The sequence below is a fragment of the Leptothoe kymatousa TAU-MAC 1615 genome, assembly GCF_018739865.1.
Taxonomy (GTDB): domain Bacteria; phylum Cyanobacteriota; class Cyanobacteriia; order Phormidesmidales; family Phormidesmidaceae; genus Leptothoe; species Leptothoe kymatousa.
The window spans coordinates 89,568-104,319 of sequence record NZ_JADOER010000012.1 but is presented as its reverse complement, the minus strand read 5'-3'; the positions used below and the strand labels follow the sequence as shown (position 1 = coordinate 104,319).

The window sequence follows — 14,752 nt, the reverse complement described above, 5'->3', positions numbered from 1 at the left end:
GAGCGTCTACCTAGGGCTGAGGTAATCCAGACTAATTACTCCTATTTGATACGAACACGATGGCATTAGTGCAGTAAATTATGGGAGTTTTATCCAGTCTTTGACAGTTATCAGTCCCTCCTCATACTCACTACATAAAAAATAATATTTATCAGGAGGAAATGGATATTTTCACGGTATAAGGGGTCATAGCCACGGTATCGAAGCGTACGTACACGCTACTCGCACTACGCAAGCAGTGTTAATTGATACGGGGGCCTATATTTTTTATCTGAGTAATTTTCATAGGACAAGAAATTATAAAAGTAGCTCTTTAGACATCATTTGCCGTCGTCGCCAAGGCAGGGTCTGCCCAGATAATTGGTACCCAACTTTTTGATACAGCGCTATGGCCGATGGATTATCCGTGGAGACATGGAGGTAAATATGTCTGAGCCCCCAAGTTTGGCTAATAAATTCGCACGCTCGAAGCATTTGCTGGGCCAAGCCCGACCGTCGATGGCGGTAATCCACTGCAACATTTGCAATGTATGGACGTCGGGGTTGTAAGGGCTGCCACACATTAGAGCGCAGTGACATCTCCACCGTACCCACAATTACCCCACCAGTAGCAGATGCATGGACAATCACTAAACACGCATATTGATGGAAAGACCCCTTAAGGCGGCGCTTAATATCCTCCTGAATTCCGAGACGCATTAAAGGATATAGCAAGCGATTTAAGTAGTTTTCAGGATAAAAACTCGTCAGTAACAGCTCAACCAGTTGAGGTAAATCTTGAGGTCGAGCCAGCCTTAATACATAGTCTGGAGGGAGCTTGATCGCTGTATCCCACTGAAATCTAGACATGGTAAGCAGCTTCTCAGCTTGGGCACTCTTGATAGGACCATTCAACCAGGTAACGTCCACAGTGCAAGGGCACGTTATCTAATGTGTCTTCCATCACGCCTAGAACTATGGTTCACAGGTGCACTACTCAACAGCCTATCCACCAATGCTGGTACTTAGGCGATCCCCCCACTGCATGCATGTAACTTTTGTAGCCACCGCATCGCAGTAAACCACCAACACTTTTTAGTTGCTCTGATTTAGGGGATACATTGCTCTAACAAAGTGGCAACTCATTTCGATTTGTACAGATACACGTGATCCGACGGATCAAGAACGCCACATTCCTATTTATTGCTAGTTTTTAAAGCCGGTTAAAACACAAAGGGGCATGGTCAGCCACAATCCAAACCGACGATCGTCTGCATTCAAACCTAAGGTTTTAGTCGTTGATGACGAACCTAACAACCTAGATCTGCTCTACCGAACGTTTTACAAGGAGTTTCGGTTGCTGCGGGCTGAGAGTGCTCAGGAAGCGTTAGTTGAACTAGCTAAGAACCCTGATACAGCCGTCATTATTTCGGACCAGCGCATGCCCAGCATGAGTGGTACGGACCTGTTGAAAAAGGTAGCTGAAGAATACCCCAACACGGTGCGCATCATTTTAACGGGATATACCGATGTGGAGGATTTGGTCGATGCTATCAACGCAGGCCAGGTCTTTAAGTACCTGACAAAACCGTGGGAAGAGGAAGAGCTCAGGGATGTGGTGCATCAGGCCGTCAGCACACACACGGTCCTGAAATCGAGAACTCGTGATTTCAAGCGGATTCTAGAACAAGAAACCCTGCTTAAAGAAATTACTCACACCATTCGCAGCACCGAAACCTCCGAGGAAATGCAGCAGGTCATTGCCCGCTCCCTAGGGACTGCCTTTAAAGCTGACTACTGTGTTTTACGTTCCCTCGCCCCCAACCAACTGCGCAGCTGTTGGCTATATCAAGGGGAAGATGTCAGCCCTATGGCTGATGATATTCTGGCCGCCACGGCCATTGACACGGACGAGCTGCAAATTCTCACCGCAGAAGACAGTACTCCCCGTAGTGAGTACCTACAGTTAGCGGCTCAATCGAGTCTAATTATTCCTTTAATTAGTAAGCGAGAACCCTTGGCCATTCTGGCCATACACCACTGCAAAGTTAGCAAGCACTGGGAAGACGATGAACTGAAGCTGATCAAGACCGTTGTGGACCAGGCAGCTTTAGCGTTGGCCCAAACCTGGACCTACGAGCGGGTGCAAGCGTTAGCTCAACGTGAAGTGTTAATCAACACCATCACCCAGGCGATTCACAGCAGTTTAGAACCCAAACAGATTTTTGCAGCCATTACCGAGAAACTGGGCCAGGCCCTAGAAGCCGACGGTTGCGCGATCTCGCTGTGGACCCAGGGAGATGACTATGTGGACTGTGTGGGTCTCTACGATGCCTATCAGACGCAGACACCGAAGATTACCCAATCCCAGGTAAAAATTGGTGAAAATCCTATTTTGCAGGATTTATTGGCCAGCCGTTCCCCCGTCGTTTTTGACGATCTTTCTAAAGAGACAAGATATACGCCTCCCCACATATCGCTACATTTTCAGGCGACTGCACTGCTGGTGGTGCCGCTGATTGCGGATAGTCAAATCATTGGCAGCATTAGCCTGCGGCAGAATAAGGAGCCGCGCCACTGGCACATGGAGGAAATTAATCTGGCTCAGGCGGTGGCCAACCAAGCTGCGATCGCAGTGCAACAGGCCAGACTCTATCAAACCACCCGCAAACAGGCAGAACAACTCCTCGCCCTCGACAAACAAAAAACGACATTTTTCCAGAATATTTCCCACGAGTTTCGCACTCCCCTCACGTTGACCATTGGTCCGTTGGAAGCCGCCGTAGAACAAGGCAGCGGCTTACCCCTCGATCAATCCGTCATCGCCCTGCGAAATTCACAACGTCTGCTGCGTTTAGTCAATCAACTACTCGATTTGCAACGGTTGGATGCGGATAGCATGCAAGCCATGTTCTACCCATGCGACTTTGCCCAGGTGGTGAGCAATATTGCCGAATCGTTTCAGGCTTACTGCGATCGCAAACACATCACCCTGAGCACCCAGATCCAGCCATGCCCAGCCATTTACTTGGATCTCGAAAAATTCGACAAGGTGGTTTACAACATCCTGTCCAATGCCGTGAAATTTACCCCAGCGGGTGGATCGATTCAGATCAACCTCAATACCTTCGAAAACCGCTGCTATTTAGAAATCGAAGATACGGGCATCGGCATCCGCAAAGAACAATTACCCCATATTTTCGAACGGTTTCAACAGGCCGATGGCTCCGCTAGCCGCACCCATGAAGGGACCGGACTAGGTCTTGCCCTAGTCAAAGAACTGGTAGAACTCCACGGTGGAGATGTCAGAGTGTCATCGACCTACGGGGCAGGCACGATCTTTACGATTGAACTTCCCTTAGGGGCCGATCATTTACCAGCGGATCGCATTAGCCACGAATCTCGCACGCTGGAACAGCGACGGGCGGCCGTTGAACTCGCAGATTTGAACAATGAAGTAGCCGGAGAAGGCAACACCCCCGCACCGCAGGCTCCGGAGGATAACGTCGTTGAGCTTAGCCCTGCCGCCGATGCGCCGGCCTGTCCCGTACCCAAAATTGCCACCATCGATGGCGGCGGCGCCAATATTTTGGTGGTCGACGACAACCGTGATTTACGCAGCTACGTGGCCAGCATTTTGCAACGCCAGGGCCATCGCATCAGCACAGCCCACAACGGTGCAGCAGGCTTAGAAGTGGCCCGAAACATTAAACCTCAGCTGATCATTACGGACTTGATGATGCCGCAGGTATCTGGCCTAGAACTGATTCAGCAGGTGCGGCAAGATCCAGAATTGCAAGGGACACCGATTATTTTATTAACCGCCAAAGTGGGCGACGAAACCCGCTTAGAAGGCGTAGAGCAAGGGGCCGATGCCTACATTTCCAAACCGTTTAAGGACCGAGAAGTGTTGGCAGAGGTGCGGAATTTACTGGCCCTAAAGGCTAATGAGCAGAAGGTCACCGAGCTCAATCAGTACCTAACGGATTCCGTACTCAAGCGGTTTTTACCGGCCTCGTTGGTGAAAAAAGCGGCCCATGGAGAACTGCAGCTGAACTTGAAGCCAGAACCTCGGTTAATCACCGTACTGTTTAGTGACATTGTGGGCTTTACCCAGTTATCCAACACCCTACGGTCACGCCGCGTGGCTGAACTCCTAAATGAATATTTTGAAGCCATGACCCAGGCCATTTTTGAAAGCGGTGGCACGGTGGATAAATTTATGGGAGATGCCGTCCTTGCCCTATTTGGTGCGCCTGAAACCCTGAGCCCCAACGAGCAGGTACGCCGTGCGATCGCAGCGGCGCGGCGCATGTACAAAGCCCTGGCGGAGCTCAATGAGCGGTGGACGGAACAAGGCGTCCCCTCCGTCAATTTTCGGTGCGGCATTCACCAAGGCACCGCCGTTGTGGGGATGTTTGGCAGTGCCGACCGCACTGACTACACCGCCATCGGCCCCAGCGTGAATATCGCAGCCCGGCTCCAAGAAGCGGCAGACGGCGAAAGTATTTTGGTTTCCGCTGCCGTGGCCGACTATCTCGATGAAAATGAAATCGTCAAATTTAGCCCATTACAACTAAAAGGAATTGACGAAACCGTACTCACCTTTAACGTCAAAACCACGCTGCCAGAAGAAACCATCGGCCCCCAGCATGCAACGTCCCTGCGGTCTTAGCCTGTGGGTAGCCCATAGCTATGCATGATGTGGCGCATACGCTTTTTCGCCCGCGAGACACGTTTGCGCAAAGTGGCCTGGGTCGGAATATCCGTTTCCCCCAGTTCGGCTAATCGCGCAGTAATTTGCTCCCACGATAGCTGTTCAATAGTCCGCCAGACCAAAAGCTGAGCCGTATGATCATCCTCACGAGACAGCGTGCGCAGGGCCTTATAGAGCAACTCAATTTCGTGACTTAAATCGATTTTTTCCAACACATCTTCAGGGGGAGCACTGATGCGATACTCAATGTCGTCATAGGTTTGCGAGGATTGTCGCTGGGCCTGACGACTTTTCTCCCGCACGATATTAAACGCCGTGCGCTTTAACCACGCATGGGGATTGTGAATGGTTTCACCTTTACGTTGGTAGGCCTTGCCCCGGAGATAGGCATCAAACAAAATTTCATAGGGCTCGTATTTTTGGATCAATCGAAACTGATATAAATACCGCCGCACCGTCGCCAACGTGGAATAAGCGTAGGAATTTCCGTCACCTAAAATTTCTGAAAGTGCCAGATCTAAAACATCCAATAACGGTAATTCTGGTTGATCGGCCATCCTAATGTGTCGATTAATTCTCTTAATAGTAAAGTTCAGGACGCACCGGTAACATTCCGCACTCGGACTATAGTTGTTCAGAAATACGTCAATCTGCCTAACCTAAACTGGCAATGGACGTAGTTTCGCTACGCCCATTGGTCTAGTCTCCAAAATTTATAGTCACAGGGGCACTATCGGTGTCACTAACCCCTTAGCACAGCAATAGTTTACTGAAGGGAATTTCCCATGCCACGTCATCCTAGTAATCTCAGTCTGAACCACAGCGCTCAAAACCACCGTGAAATAGTTTTGCGCTATTGCCAGCTTGCCGTTCAGCCCCAGCTAGACCAGCTTGAAGCAGAACAACTAGATACTATTTTGGCCACAGCTGAACGGGATCCTCTGCTCAGTTTCTTGATTGATGAAGCGGATCATATGGTAGCCCACTTAAATAACTTGATTGACGACGGAGACATTGCGGACCAACAGCAAAAACTGCAAACTTGCCTCAATCAGGCATGGCTCAATGAAGCCGTTCAAGACCTCAGCAGCCGTCTCAAAACCTCCCAGTGCCAACAGCTACAAACCTATTTGAAGGCCGAAGGGTTTTACCAAGGTGCCATCGATGGAGTGATGGGACCGGCGACAAAAGCAGCCATCCAACGCTGCGAACAAAAAGGTGCGTTGCCAGAGCCATTACCCATCCACACCCCTGATGCGGTGAATTGTTAAACCAGGCGAAGCGTGGCAGCAAAATAAAATTTACCGTCACATTTCCCCAGGTGCCATCACTAGTAGATAAGTAAGCCTACTAGTTTTGTTAAACCAGCATTATGCAATCGAACCTTCAATGGTTAATTCAGCGCTACCAGAACGGTGAAAGGATATTCCACAACCTAGATTTAAGTGGCTCAGATCTAAGTCATTTACAACTGCCGGAGATCGACCTCAGCTACAGCTGCCTTAAGGATGCCTGCCTGATTGGCACGGATTTGGAGTGGGCTATTTTACGAGATGTGAACTTAACCCGTGCAACGTTGGATAACGCCCATTTGCACCGCGCGAATTTGAGGCGCGCTAACTTAACCACCGCCAGCTTGCAACATGCAGATTTGCGAGCGGCTGATTTAAGTGGGGCGACAATTGTGAATACGGTGTTCGCCGACAGCAACCTGTGGGGCGCGATCGCACCCGACGGCCACAACCCGTTACACCATAACTAGGGCCCTAGGGCCTAGGGCTGAAGACTCATTAACGCGCCCTGGCCTAGCTACTCCACCCGCAAACGTCGGGTAATCACCACCAGGCCATCTTCCCGCACGAGTAAGCCAGACACCCAAAGATTATCAGCGTCTTTAGGGGCATCACCCACCTTAAATAAACCACCAGCCGACAGCAGCTCTAGATCTAAAGGGCGGGGAGTAAAGAAATCTTCCGCTGTGGTGCCTTCATCCAGGGCAGCCCCTAGCAAATAGCGCTCTCCTAGGGGTTCTTGAACAATGGCATCGAACCCATAGCTTTCACTGGGGGCCACACGCTCTGGCAAAATCACCACAACTTCCTGGGGGGGAGTTTCTGAACTTAACTGGTTGCGCTCAGATAAAATTTCTTGAGAGGTGATTTGATTGCCCTGGAACTGCTGACGCGAACGAATCACCGACTCTAAATTAATGCGACGAGGAGTCGTCTGGGTACCGTCAATATAGGTGACGGTCTCTGCCACGTAGTTACCGTCTATTTCTTCCCACGACTGGAGTTCCACGCGATAGTTAAGGCTTTCATAGCGCTCCCAAAGCTGTGGCAATGTGGCCTGAAGTGTGGTGCGGTCAAAGCCATCATTGTTGGTAAATCCATCGGCATAAAACGCCATCACGGATTCAATATCTTGTTCATTGGAGGCTGTTTCAATGGCTTCCAGGATAGTGACCAGCGCAGTGGGTGCCGTGTCTGGGGGAGCCGCATGGGCAGGAACAGTGCATATACCCATACCCAGCACACCGAGTGAAAGTAGTGACCAGCGACAGGAATGCATCATAGGTAAGTCCTCAGGGGTGGTGGGTGTAATGGCGCTTGGCTCTATGGAGGTAGTAGCCTATCGTCGGGCAAATCTATAGTGGCCTATGATTGGGCAAATCAGCAAAAAGATACTATTCTTAGAGCCAATTCAAATGTATCCGACAACATATTGTGTGCCATAGGCACCGATTCAACGGATAATACTGTCTGGCAAAGTACCCTTAAATTTTAACTTGGGCATTATTTTTGCCTAAATCAGCAGAAATACATCACAAGAGCTGTCTGGTCGAGCTTGGCAAAGCACATTTAGACAGATGACCCAGGTCCCTCACATTATGGACGACAGATACGAAAATCGTGAAGGCAATAAGATTTTAATCGCGGCCAGTGGCACAGGCGGTCATCTTTTTCCTGCGATCGCAACTGCCGAACATCTACAACATAGTATTGAGTGGCTAGGGGTACCAGACCGATTAGAAACGAGTCTTGTACCTGAGCAATATCCTCTCCATACAGTCCGCATGGGCGGTGTTCAGGGGAAACTGGGCCTAGGCAGCATTAAAATTTTGTCGCAATTTATTCAAGCCACCGTCGCCACGCGCCGGTTATTGCAGCAGGGTGATTTTCGCGGTGTCTTCACCACGGGGGGCTATATAGCCGCTCCCGCGATCATTGCGGCCCGCAGCTTAGGATTGCCCACCGTGTTGCATGAATCTAACGCCATGCCGGGCAAAGTGACCCGATGGTTAAGTCGTTGGTGTTCAGTGGTTGCCATCGGCTTCAAAGAAACCAAACAGTATCTACCAAAGCAAACCAAAACGCTGTGGGTGGGTACGCCGGTGCGATCGCAGTTTCTAAACGAAAGCCAGACAAAACTAACGGATCCCGCTATCCCCGATGACGTGCCCCTGATTGTCGTCGTTGGCGGCAGCCAAGGAGCCGTCTCTGTGAATCAGCTAGTGCGGGCAGCTGCCCCCACATGGTTAGAAAAAGGAGCTTGGATTGTGCACCAAACTGGCACTAACGATCCAGACACCCATAGCCTTGAGCACCCGCACTATATTCACCGTCCATTTTTTAAAAATGTAGCCGCTTTATTTCAGCGCGCCACCCTTGTCATTAGCCGTGCAGGTGCAGGCACCCTAACCGAACTAGCAATGACCGGCACCCCATCTATTTTGATTCCCTATCCCTTTGCCGCCGACAACCACCAAGCCTATAACGCCAAAGCCTTTGGTGTCGTAGGTGCGAGCAAAGTCTATCGCCAAGACGAGTTGGACACAGCAACGTTACAAAAACAAGTGCTCGCAATCCTCAATGACCCTGAAGGTCTCACCTCTATGGGTATAGCGGCTCAAGCACTAGCCGTTGCTGATAGTGCTGAGCAATTAACAGAACTACTACAAGCGACCATGGGCTAACTGCCATCTAAATTTTCGAGTCGAACAGATAGATTGCACAAAGCCTGTTCATACTTCAGACTAGCTGCTTGTCTCCCCACGGGAGATAGGCTCATTTTCTCAATTGCTGAACTAATCACAATCCTGACTGCTCGAGTCCTGCATCGCCGGCCATCAAGCCCGAGCATGCTGTTACAGGCTTATCTATGATTGTGAGCTGAATTGAATAACTGCCAATGTGGGACCGATCAGCAACAGTTCAATTTTATTTTTGCATGTTTGCATAAAAGCCCCACGGGTTTAGTGAGTAAGAGACAGAAGCAATTCAGTTCTCCACCAAGAATCACATTATGACTTTCTCTACCTCTACTACTCAAAAGTTTGCCGTTACAGTTCTAGCCAGTCTTTTACCGCTTTTGGCCGTCACACCTCAGCAGGCTAGTGCACAACAGCGCGTGCCCCAACGCACAAGACAACAACAAATTCAGGCCCCGAGCCAGCCAACCACACCTACCGGCCCTGCCGTATTACAAGCTAACCCCGACAGCTCTGAGTACACCTGCCAAGGCTATAACGACTGCAACAACGCCATTTCAGACTGCATTGCAGCTGACGGAGATTTTGAAGCGACTGAATATGATGATGAAGGGGGTGTCGTGGGAGGCACTTGTTCTCACTAGACTTAGTGAAAACAGACAAGCTAACAACACGAACCTTACGTAAATCTGTTGTAGGACGTTAACCGCAACACTTATCCACGGGTTGTCATACAACGCACTAGTGGCGAAGGACATGAGGCTATCAACACCCCCTGCAGCTGACCATCCTCCAAAATCCACCGCGCAATGGGCTGGAGCTGATGGGGCTGACACACCGGACACATGGACGATTGAATTTCGATAGCCTCCGGGGGCTGACTATTAAACGTACGAATAACGGAAAGAGTAGGAACCATGGAATTTCACCGACAACGCCAAGAGACGTTGGCCACTTGTTCTAAGTTAAGGAATCACCTTTACCTTAAAACGTTACAGATGAATTTGAGTGATCCTCATACTCAAACCCATGTGTTTTAGCTCACACTCAAGCGGTGATAGCCTGGGTAATTTCCCCGATACACTCACTGAAAATAGAGGTTTTTCGCCAAGGTGAGGGGTGAGACATCCCACTAGAGCATCGGGCTATACCAAATGACGACAACGACATTCAATACTGCATTTGCCAAAAATGCTTTTCATGTGTTTTTTCACCACATTTAGGGCCATCAACAACTCTTCCCCCACATCCCGATAGGACAACCCCTGGAGATATAGCTCCCACACGTCAGTCTCTTGAGGTGTGAGGCCATAGCGATACGCATCACTCACAGCCCGATGGTGGGCGATCTGGGTTAAATCCTCAATGGTCACTAGAATGCATTTATCCGGCTGATCGACTAGGTCAATCCACTCCACATTGAGGAAGAGACGAATCCCACCTGGCAAAAAAGCGTTGTCATAAAGCTGCAGCGTACAGTCAGGGTAGTCATCTCGGCTATCTTGCAGGAAGCCACACAGGGTTTCGACTTGCTCGGGCATTGTCTCCATGGACTGACACTCCACAGCCCCAAACGCATTGCCTGGAGATGCCTTATGCAAAAGCAAACAAAATTCATCCGCTTTCGTTGTGCTGCGCAGTAGTTTGCCATGGCCATCAAAGAGGATAAAACCTCGAAATGGAAAAAACTGCCCCAGTAGCCGCTCAAAAATTAAATCTAAGTCATCCGTACTAGAGGTAAAATCCCCTAAATCAAGATCCAGGGCTGGGCCAGTGGATAGATCGGCGAGGGGCAATGTGAGGTCGCTTAAAACCATAGTTCCGTCCAAATTGGTGGGGCAGGATAAGTGACAACCGCACATTGAACATTGCAGAGGCAAAATTCAATCTTTCTGGATGCAACTCATCACATTCCTAACGTAGATAATTTGGCCCGACAGCATCTACGAGCAAGCAGCAGCAAGGGTTAAAGCCATGATCCCCATGCCAGCAGCATGGAGCATCCGCCAGCAGCATGGGATAATATGCAGCAGGGTGAAGTAGGGGTGAAGTATTTTTCATTCCATTTCATGGCAGCTGGGAACATCGTCACCATGAACGATCAGATTCAACCGAGTAATGTCGAAGAGTGGTTTCCTCGGGATATACAAAATAAATACATCGAACACATTGTTCATCAGCCAGGTTTTAAAATTACCCGGCGACAGGCTACCTATTTTGTCAGGCTGTGGGGATATGGCTATTTGATGCACCAGGGAATGGCAGCTGCGCCGATCAGCACCCTAAATCGACAGATCAGTAGCTTTTACTGCTCCCACAGTGATGCAGCCGATTTATTTTATACCGAGACCTCGGGCACACCCCGGGCCGCTGGCCAAATGATCGATAAGCTAGCATCCAAAAATTTGCTGCGACGGGGTGAAGCGGATGGGGTGGCCACACGGCTAAGCTTAAATATTCCCCAAAGCTTTGAACCCACAGATCCAGAGGTAGAGGATAGCTTTTTTACCGATGCCTTCGACGCTCGCAATGATGCCACCTTGGTTGCGAGCCTGTTAGAAGACGTCTATAGCTATGACCCAGAACGCCCTGAGTCGATGCTGTACAACATCAAAAAAGGGCTGCGTCAGTGGGCCAGAAAATATCCTGAGGGGTTGCGTGTATTACGACGTGAGTCTACGGGTGAACCGATTGGATTTTCAGCTTTTTTACCGGCCCATCCCGACTCAGAAGAAAAGTTTGATCTGGCCCCTAGCCTCAGTGTGCATCTCAGCCGTTTAGATGTGAGGGACGAGGACCCCATTCAGGTAGCGACGAAGGGCGATCCTGACTGTTATGCGGTCTTTGTGCGTAGCTGGCAAATTCAGCTCAATCTTTGGACCTATGAAACGGCCTGCACATTTATCAAAGACTCCCACCAGACGTTGCAAACAATTCGAGAGGACTTTCCCAATCTCAGCGATATTTACACCATTGCCATTCATCCCCTGTCGGAAAACTTTGCCCTCACCCTTGGGTTTCGAGCAACGAAAGCGGATCCGAACTCCTCCCTACGCTGGCTCTATATGCCGTTAGATCGGTTCCTCGCGCTGGACTACGAGGACATCCTCTTAAATATCGATTACAACCATCGCTATGGGTAAAATGGTGGGCGCTGGGGTGACATACCTCACACTGTTTCAAACTAGGTCAATCTAAAATAATGTTGTTTCTTTAAATCCGATCTCCATGCGTCCACCAAAACCGTCACCGTCCAACCGCCCCAGGTCTCGTAGAGATAGCGGCAAGCTGCAAACATTCCGACAATTGCCATACCACATTGCCCTGAGTAAAGCGGCACGCTTAGAAGCATGGACGCAGGATGTCTATAGTTTTGCTGGACCTTCGGAGGCGATGGATAGCAGCGATTTTGATCCTAGGTTGATGGAACGCTACGAAGAGGAAGAAGAGTAATTGGGTTGTTTAAGAACAACCCGTTCTTGTTAAAAAACAACATTTTAAAAAAGACAAAAGACCCTGGCCAAGGCCAGGGTCTTTTGTTGCTGATTAGGGAATTTATTAGGGAAAATGCCTGAGAGGCAAGGACCAATCTAGAAGCGGCTCTTGCCTTAGTTCAGGAGCTGTTAAAAAACTAATTCACGGCTTCATCCGAAAAGACTTATTAAGCCATGCTTTTAAGGAAAAAGACCATGATTTTAATTTTTAACAAGCCCTAAGACTCAGTACGTAGCTTTTCGAGCACGCTTTGGTCTTCCATGGTGGTGGCATCGCCCACGAGTTCTTCGCCACTGGCGAGGTTGCGAAGGAATCGGCGGATGATTTTGCCGGAGCGGGTTTTGGGCAGCCCCTCGGCAAAGCGAATCTCACCAGGGCGGGCGATCGCACCAATCTCTTTGACCACGTGCTGCTTCAGTTCCGCCTTTAGATCATCGCTGGGGCTGTGGGTCCCTTCTAGAATCACAAAGGCAAACACGTCTTCACCCTTGAGGTCGTCTTTACGCCCCACAACGGCGGCTTCGGCCACGGCGGGGTGGGACTGGAGCGCCGACTCAATTTCCATGGTGCCTAGGCGATGGCCGGACACGTTGAGCACGTCGTCGGTGCGGCCCATGATCCAGAAGTAGCCGTCTTCATCCTTGCGGGCACCGTCCCCAGCGAAGTACATATAGTTGCCGTCCTTGGGGGGAATGTGCTCCCAGTAGGTGCGGCGAAAGCGGGCATCATCGCCGTAGACGGTGCGCATCATGCTGGGCCAGGGGTGTTTCACCACCAGGTAGCCGCCTTCGTTGGCCCCGACGGGGTTGCCCTCGGCGTCCACGATATCGGCCAGGATACCGGGGAAGGGTTTGGTGGCGGATCCGGGCTTGGTTGCGATCGCACCGGGCAAGGGCGTAATCATAAAGCCGCCGGTTTCCGTTTGCCACCAGGTATCAATAATGGGGCAGTTCTCGCCGCCAATCACCTTGTGATACCACATCCAGGCTTCCGGGTTAATGGGCTCACCCACCGTACCCAAAATTCTCAGAGACGTCAGATCGCGGGCGTTGGGATGTTGATCCCCCATCTTCAGGAAGGCGCGGATGGCGGTGGGGGCGGTGTAGAAAATCGTCACCTTATACTTTTCCACCACATCCCAGAAGCAGCCAGGATTGGACTTCCGGGGAGCCCCTTCGTACATCACACTGGTGGCCCCGTTGGACAGGGGACCGTACACAATGTAGCTGTGGCCCGTAATCCAGCCCACATCGGCGGTACACCAGTACACATCGTCTTCTTTGATGTCGAAGGTCCACTTAAAGGTGGTGTGGGTGTAGAGGTTGTAGCCGCCGGTGGTGTGCACCACGCCCTTGGGCTTACCGGTGGTGCCGCTGGTGTAGAGAATAAACAGCAGATCTTCGCTGTCCATGGGTTCCGCCGCGCAGTCGGTGGAGGCACCGGGCTTGACATCGTGCCACCACACGTCGCGGCCTTCGGTCCAGGCGACGTCTTGTTTGGTGCGCTGCACCACCAGCACATTGGTCACAGACGGCACCGCATTGCCCTCTAGGGCCGCATCCACCGCAGGCTTCAGGGGCATGGCCTTGTCCTTACGGAAGCCGCCGTCAGCGGTGATTACCACCTTGGCTTCCGCGTCATTTAAGCGATCGCGCAGGGCTTCGGAACTAAAGCCGCCAAATACCACCGTATGGGCCGCCCCGATGCGGGCACAGGCCAGCATGGCCACCGCCGCTTCCGGCACCATGGGCATATAGATGCCGACGCGATCGCCCTTGGCAACGCCCATATCCTTCAGCACATTGGCCATCTGGCACACTTCCGCGTGTAGCTCAGCATAGGTCAGAGTGCGGGAATCGCCGGGCTCCCCTTCCCACACTAGGGCGGGCTTATCACGCCGGGGGGTATCCAGGTGACGGTCTAAGCAGTTATAGGAAATATTGATTTTGCCACCGACAAACCACTTGGCAAAGGGGGGCTGCCAGTCGAGGACCGTATCCCATTTTTTAAACCAGTGCAGCTCCTGCTCGGCCAGTTCTGCCCAGAATGCGGCTGGATCCGCTGCTGCTTTATCGTAGAGGGCCTGGTACTGATCAGCGCCAGACACCGTTGCCGCTGCCGCAAACTCAGCGGGGGGCTCAAACAGGCGCTGCTCTTGCAAAATCGACTCGATTGCAGACTGTGAGTTAGGGGATTGTGCCATAGGTCGTCTTACTAGCGTTTCTCTAGGGAATACTGGCGTTACTGATCCTCGGGATGACGTGATCTGCGCTATCTAGGCTGTTAGCCAGTTTTACAGATCGTTGCATTTGCTAAATCAGCAACGGCATAATCTTTGTGCAGGCTACAGAGTACACCTGCACAAAGCCGAAACCATCCAGGCTTTTCAATATTTTTCGATGGATCGGCACTGGGAAATCATTTTGGTTGGAAAACGTAAATTAACCACAATGAATTGCGAGCTTGAAAATAAAACCTAGCGATCGCACCAAAACCATCGACTCTATGTCTAGGCCAGATGTTGCGTCGATACTGCCTGAATGTTTTGCCATACTTACGCAGTATGGTTC

General features: G+C 50.8%; 13 protein-coding genes. 7 read left to right on the top strand and 6 right to left on the bottom strand.

Annotated elements, in window-relative coordinates; all coding sequences use genetic code 11:
* Positions 1–297: 297 nt before the first annotated feature.
* Entirely contained in the window at positions 298–849 is a 552-nt protein-coding gene (locus tag IXB28_RS13725) for a GNAT family N-acetyltransferase (RefSeq protein WP_215619173.1), read from the bottom strand.
* A 370-nt stretch (positions 850–1,219) separates the two neighbouring features.
* Between IXB28_RS13725 and IXB28_RS13720 the strand changes: the two genes are divergently transcribed.
* On the top strand, positions 1,220–4,654 hold the full coding sequence (locus tag IXB28_RS13720; protein WP_215619172.1) for a response regulator: 3,435 nt from the start codon (positions 1,220–1,222) through the stop codon (positions 4,652–4,654).
* Here IXB28_RS13720 and IXB28_RS13715 read toward each other — a convergent pair.
* Complete coding sequence (locus IXB28_RS13715) at positions 4,651–5,253, bottom strand: sigma-70 family RNA polymerase sigma factor (RefSeq protein ID WP_215619171.1); 603 nt, start codon at positions 5,251–5,253, stop codon at positions 4,651–4,653. The genes IXB28_RS13720 and IXB28_RS13715 overlap by 4 nt on opposite strands.
* 228 nt (positions 5,254–5,481) lie before the next feature.
* Between IXB28_RS13715 and IXB28_RS13710 the strand changes: the two genes are divergently transcribed.
* A complete protein-coding gene (locus tag IXB28_RS13710; protein WP_215619170.1) occupies positions 5,482–5,967 on the top strand; it encodes a peptidoglycan-binding domain-containing protein in 486 nt (161 codons plus the stop codon).
* Positions 5,968–6,068: 101 nt separating this feature from the next.
* Positions 6,069–6,458: a pentapeptide repeat-containing protein gene (locus IXB28_RS13705; protein WP_215619169.1), complete on the top strand. Its 390-nt coding sequence runs from the start codon at positions 6,069–6,071 to the stop codon at positions 6,456–6,458.
* A gap of 47 nt (positions 6,459–6,505) precedes the next feature.
* On the opposite strand, the gene IXB28_RS13700 is transcribed toward IXB28_RS13705, so the two are convergent.
* Positions 6,506–7,270, bottom strand: coding sequence for a nuclear transport factor 2 family protein (locus IXB28_RS13700; RefSeq protein ID WP_215619168.1), 765 nt, complete (start codon positions 7,268–7,270; stop codon positions 6,506–6,508).
* Between the two features lie 295 nt (positions 7,271–7,565).
* Here IXB28_RS13700 and murG point away from each other — a divergent pair, with 295 nt between their 5' ends.
* Positions 7,566–8,672 carry an undecaprenyldiphospho-muramoylpentapeptide beta-N-acetylglucosaminyltransferase gene (gene murG, locus IXB28_RS13695; protein ID WP_246559787.1) on the top strand — a complete coding sequence of 369 codons (1,107 nt, stop codon included), beginning with the start codon at positions 7,566–7,568 and terminating at the stop codon, positions 8,670–8,672.
* A gap of 329 nt (positions 8,673–9,001) precedes the next feature.
* Entirely contained in the window at positions 9,002–9,331 is a 330-nt protein-coding gene (locus IXB28_RS13690; protein ID WP_215619167.1) for a hypothetical protein, read from the top strand.
* 71 nt (positions 9,332–9,402) lie between these two features.
* On the opposite strand, the gene IXB28_RS13685 is transcribed toward IXB28_RS13690, so the two are convergent.
* On the bottom strand, positions 9,403–9,606 hold the full coding sequence (locus IXB28_RS13685; RefSeq protein WP_215619166.1) for a hypothetical protein: 204 nt from the start codon (positions 9,604–9,606) through the stop codon (positions 9,403–9,405).
* Between the two features lie 226 nt (positions 9,607–9,832).
* Entirely contained in the window at positions 9,833–10,504 is a 672-nt protein-coding gene (locus tag IXB28_RS13680; protein ID WP_215619165.1) for a helix-turn-helix transcriptional regulator, read from the bottom strand.
* 276 nt (positions 10,505–10,780) lie between these two features.
* On the opposite strand from IXB28_RS13680, the gene IXB28_RS13675 reads away from it, so the two are divergent.
* Both IXB28_RS13675 and IXB28_RS13670 read left to right on the top strand, forming a co-directional pair.
* Positions 10,781–11,830: a hypothetical protein gene (locus IXB28_RS13675; protein ID WP_215619164.1), complete on the top strand. Its 1,050-nt coding sequence runs from the start codon at positions 10,781–10,783 to the stop codon at positions 11,828–11,830.
* A gap of 85 nt (positions 11,831–11,915) precedes the next feature.
* Positions 11,916–12,140, top strand: coding sequence for a hypothetical protein (locus IXB28_RS13670; protein ID WP_215619163.1), 225 nt, complete (start codon positions 11,916–11,918; stop codon positions 12,138–12,140).
* Positions 12,141–12,399: 259 nt separating this feature from the next.
* Here the strand turns inward: IXB28_RS13670 and acs are convergent, their stop codons facing one another.
* Positions 12,400–14,385, bottom strand: a complete 1,986-nt coding sequence (acs, locus tag IXB28_RS13665; RefSeq protein ID WP_215619162.1) for an acetate--CoA ligase — start codon at positions 14,383–14,385, stop codon at positions 12,400–12,402.
* Positions 14,386–14,752: the final 367 nt, after the last annotated feature.

Coding starts and splice junctions, on each gene's coding strand:
- IXB28_RS13710 (WP_215619170.1), top strand. CDS start 5,482: ATGCCACGTCATCCTAGTAATCTCAGTCTGAACCACAGCGCTCAAAAC.
- IXB28_RS13685 (WP_215619166.1), bottom strand. CDS start 9,606: ATGGTTCCTACTCTTTCCGTTATTCGTACGTTTAATAGTCAGCCCCCG.
- IXB28_RS13690 (WP_215619167.1), top strand. CDS start 9,002: ATGACTTTCTCTACCTCTACTACTCAAAAGTTTGCCGTTACAGTTCTA.
- IXB28_RS13715 (WP_215619171.1), bottom strand. CDS start 5,253: ATGGCCGATCAACCAGAATTACCGTTATTGGATGTTTTAGATCTGGCA.
- IXB28_RS13680 (WP_215619165.1), bottom strand. CDS start 10,504: ATGGTTTTAAGCGACCTCACATTGCCCCTCGCCGATCTATCCACTGGC.
- IXB28_RS13675 (WP_215619164.1), top strand. CDS start 10,781: ATGAACGATCAGATTCAACCGAGTAATGTCGAAGAGTGGTTTCCTCGG.
- murG (WP_246559787.1), top strand. CDS start 7,566: ATGACCCAGGTCCCTCACATTATGGACGACAGATACGAAAATCGTGAA.
- IXB28_RS13725 (WP_215619173.1), bottom strand. CDS start 849: ATGTCTAGATTTCAGTGGGATACAGCGATCAAGCTCCCTCCAGACTAT.
- IXB28_RS13700 (WP_215619168.1), bottom strand. CDS start 7,270: ATGATGCATTCCTGTCGCTGGTCACTACTTTCACTCGGTGTGCTGGGT.
- acs (WP_215619162.1), bottom strand. CDS start 14,385: ATGGCACAATCCCCTAACTCACAGTCTGCAATCGAGTCGATTTTGCAA.
- IXB28_RS13670 (WP_215619163.1), top strand. CDS start 11,916: ATGCGTCCACCAAAACCGTCACCGTCCAACCGCCCCAGGTCTCGTAGA.
- IXB28_RS13720 (WP_215619172.1), top strand. CDS start 1,220: ATGGTCAGCCACAATCCAAACCGACGATCGTCTGCATTCAAACCTAAG.
- IXB28_RS13705 (WP_215619169.1), top strand. CDS start 6,069: ATGCAATCGAACCTTCAATGGTTAATTCAGCGCTACCAGAACGGTGAA.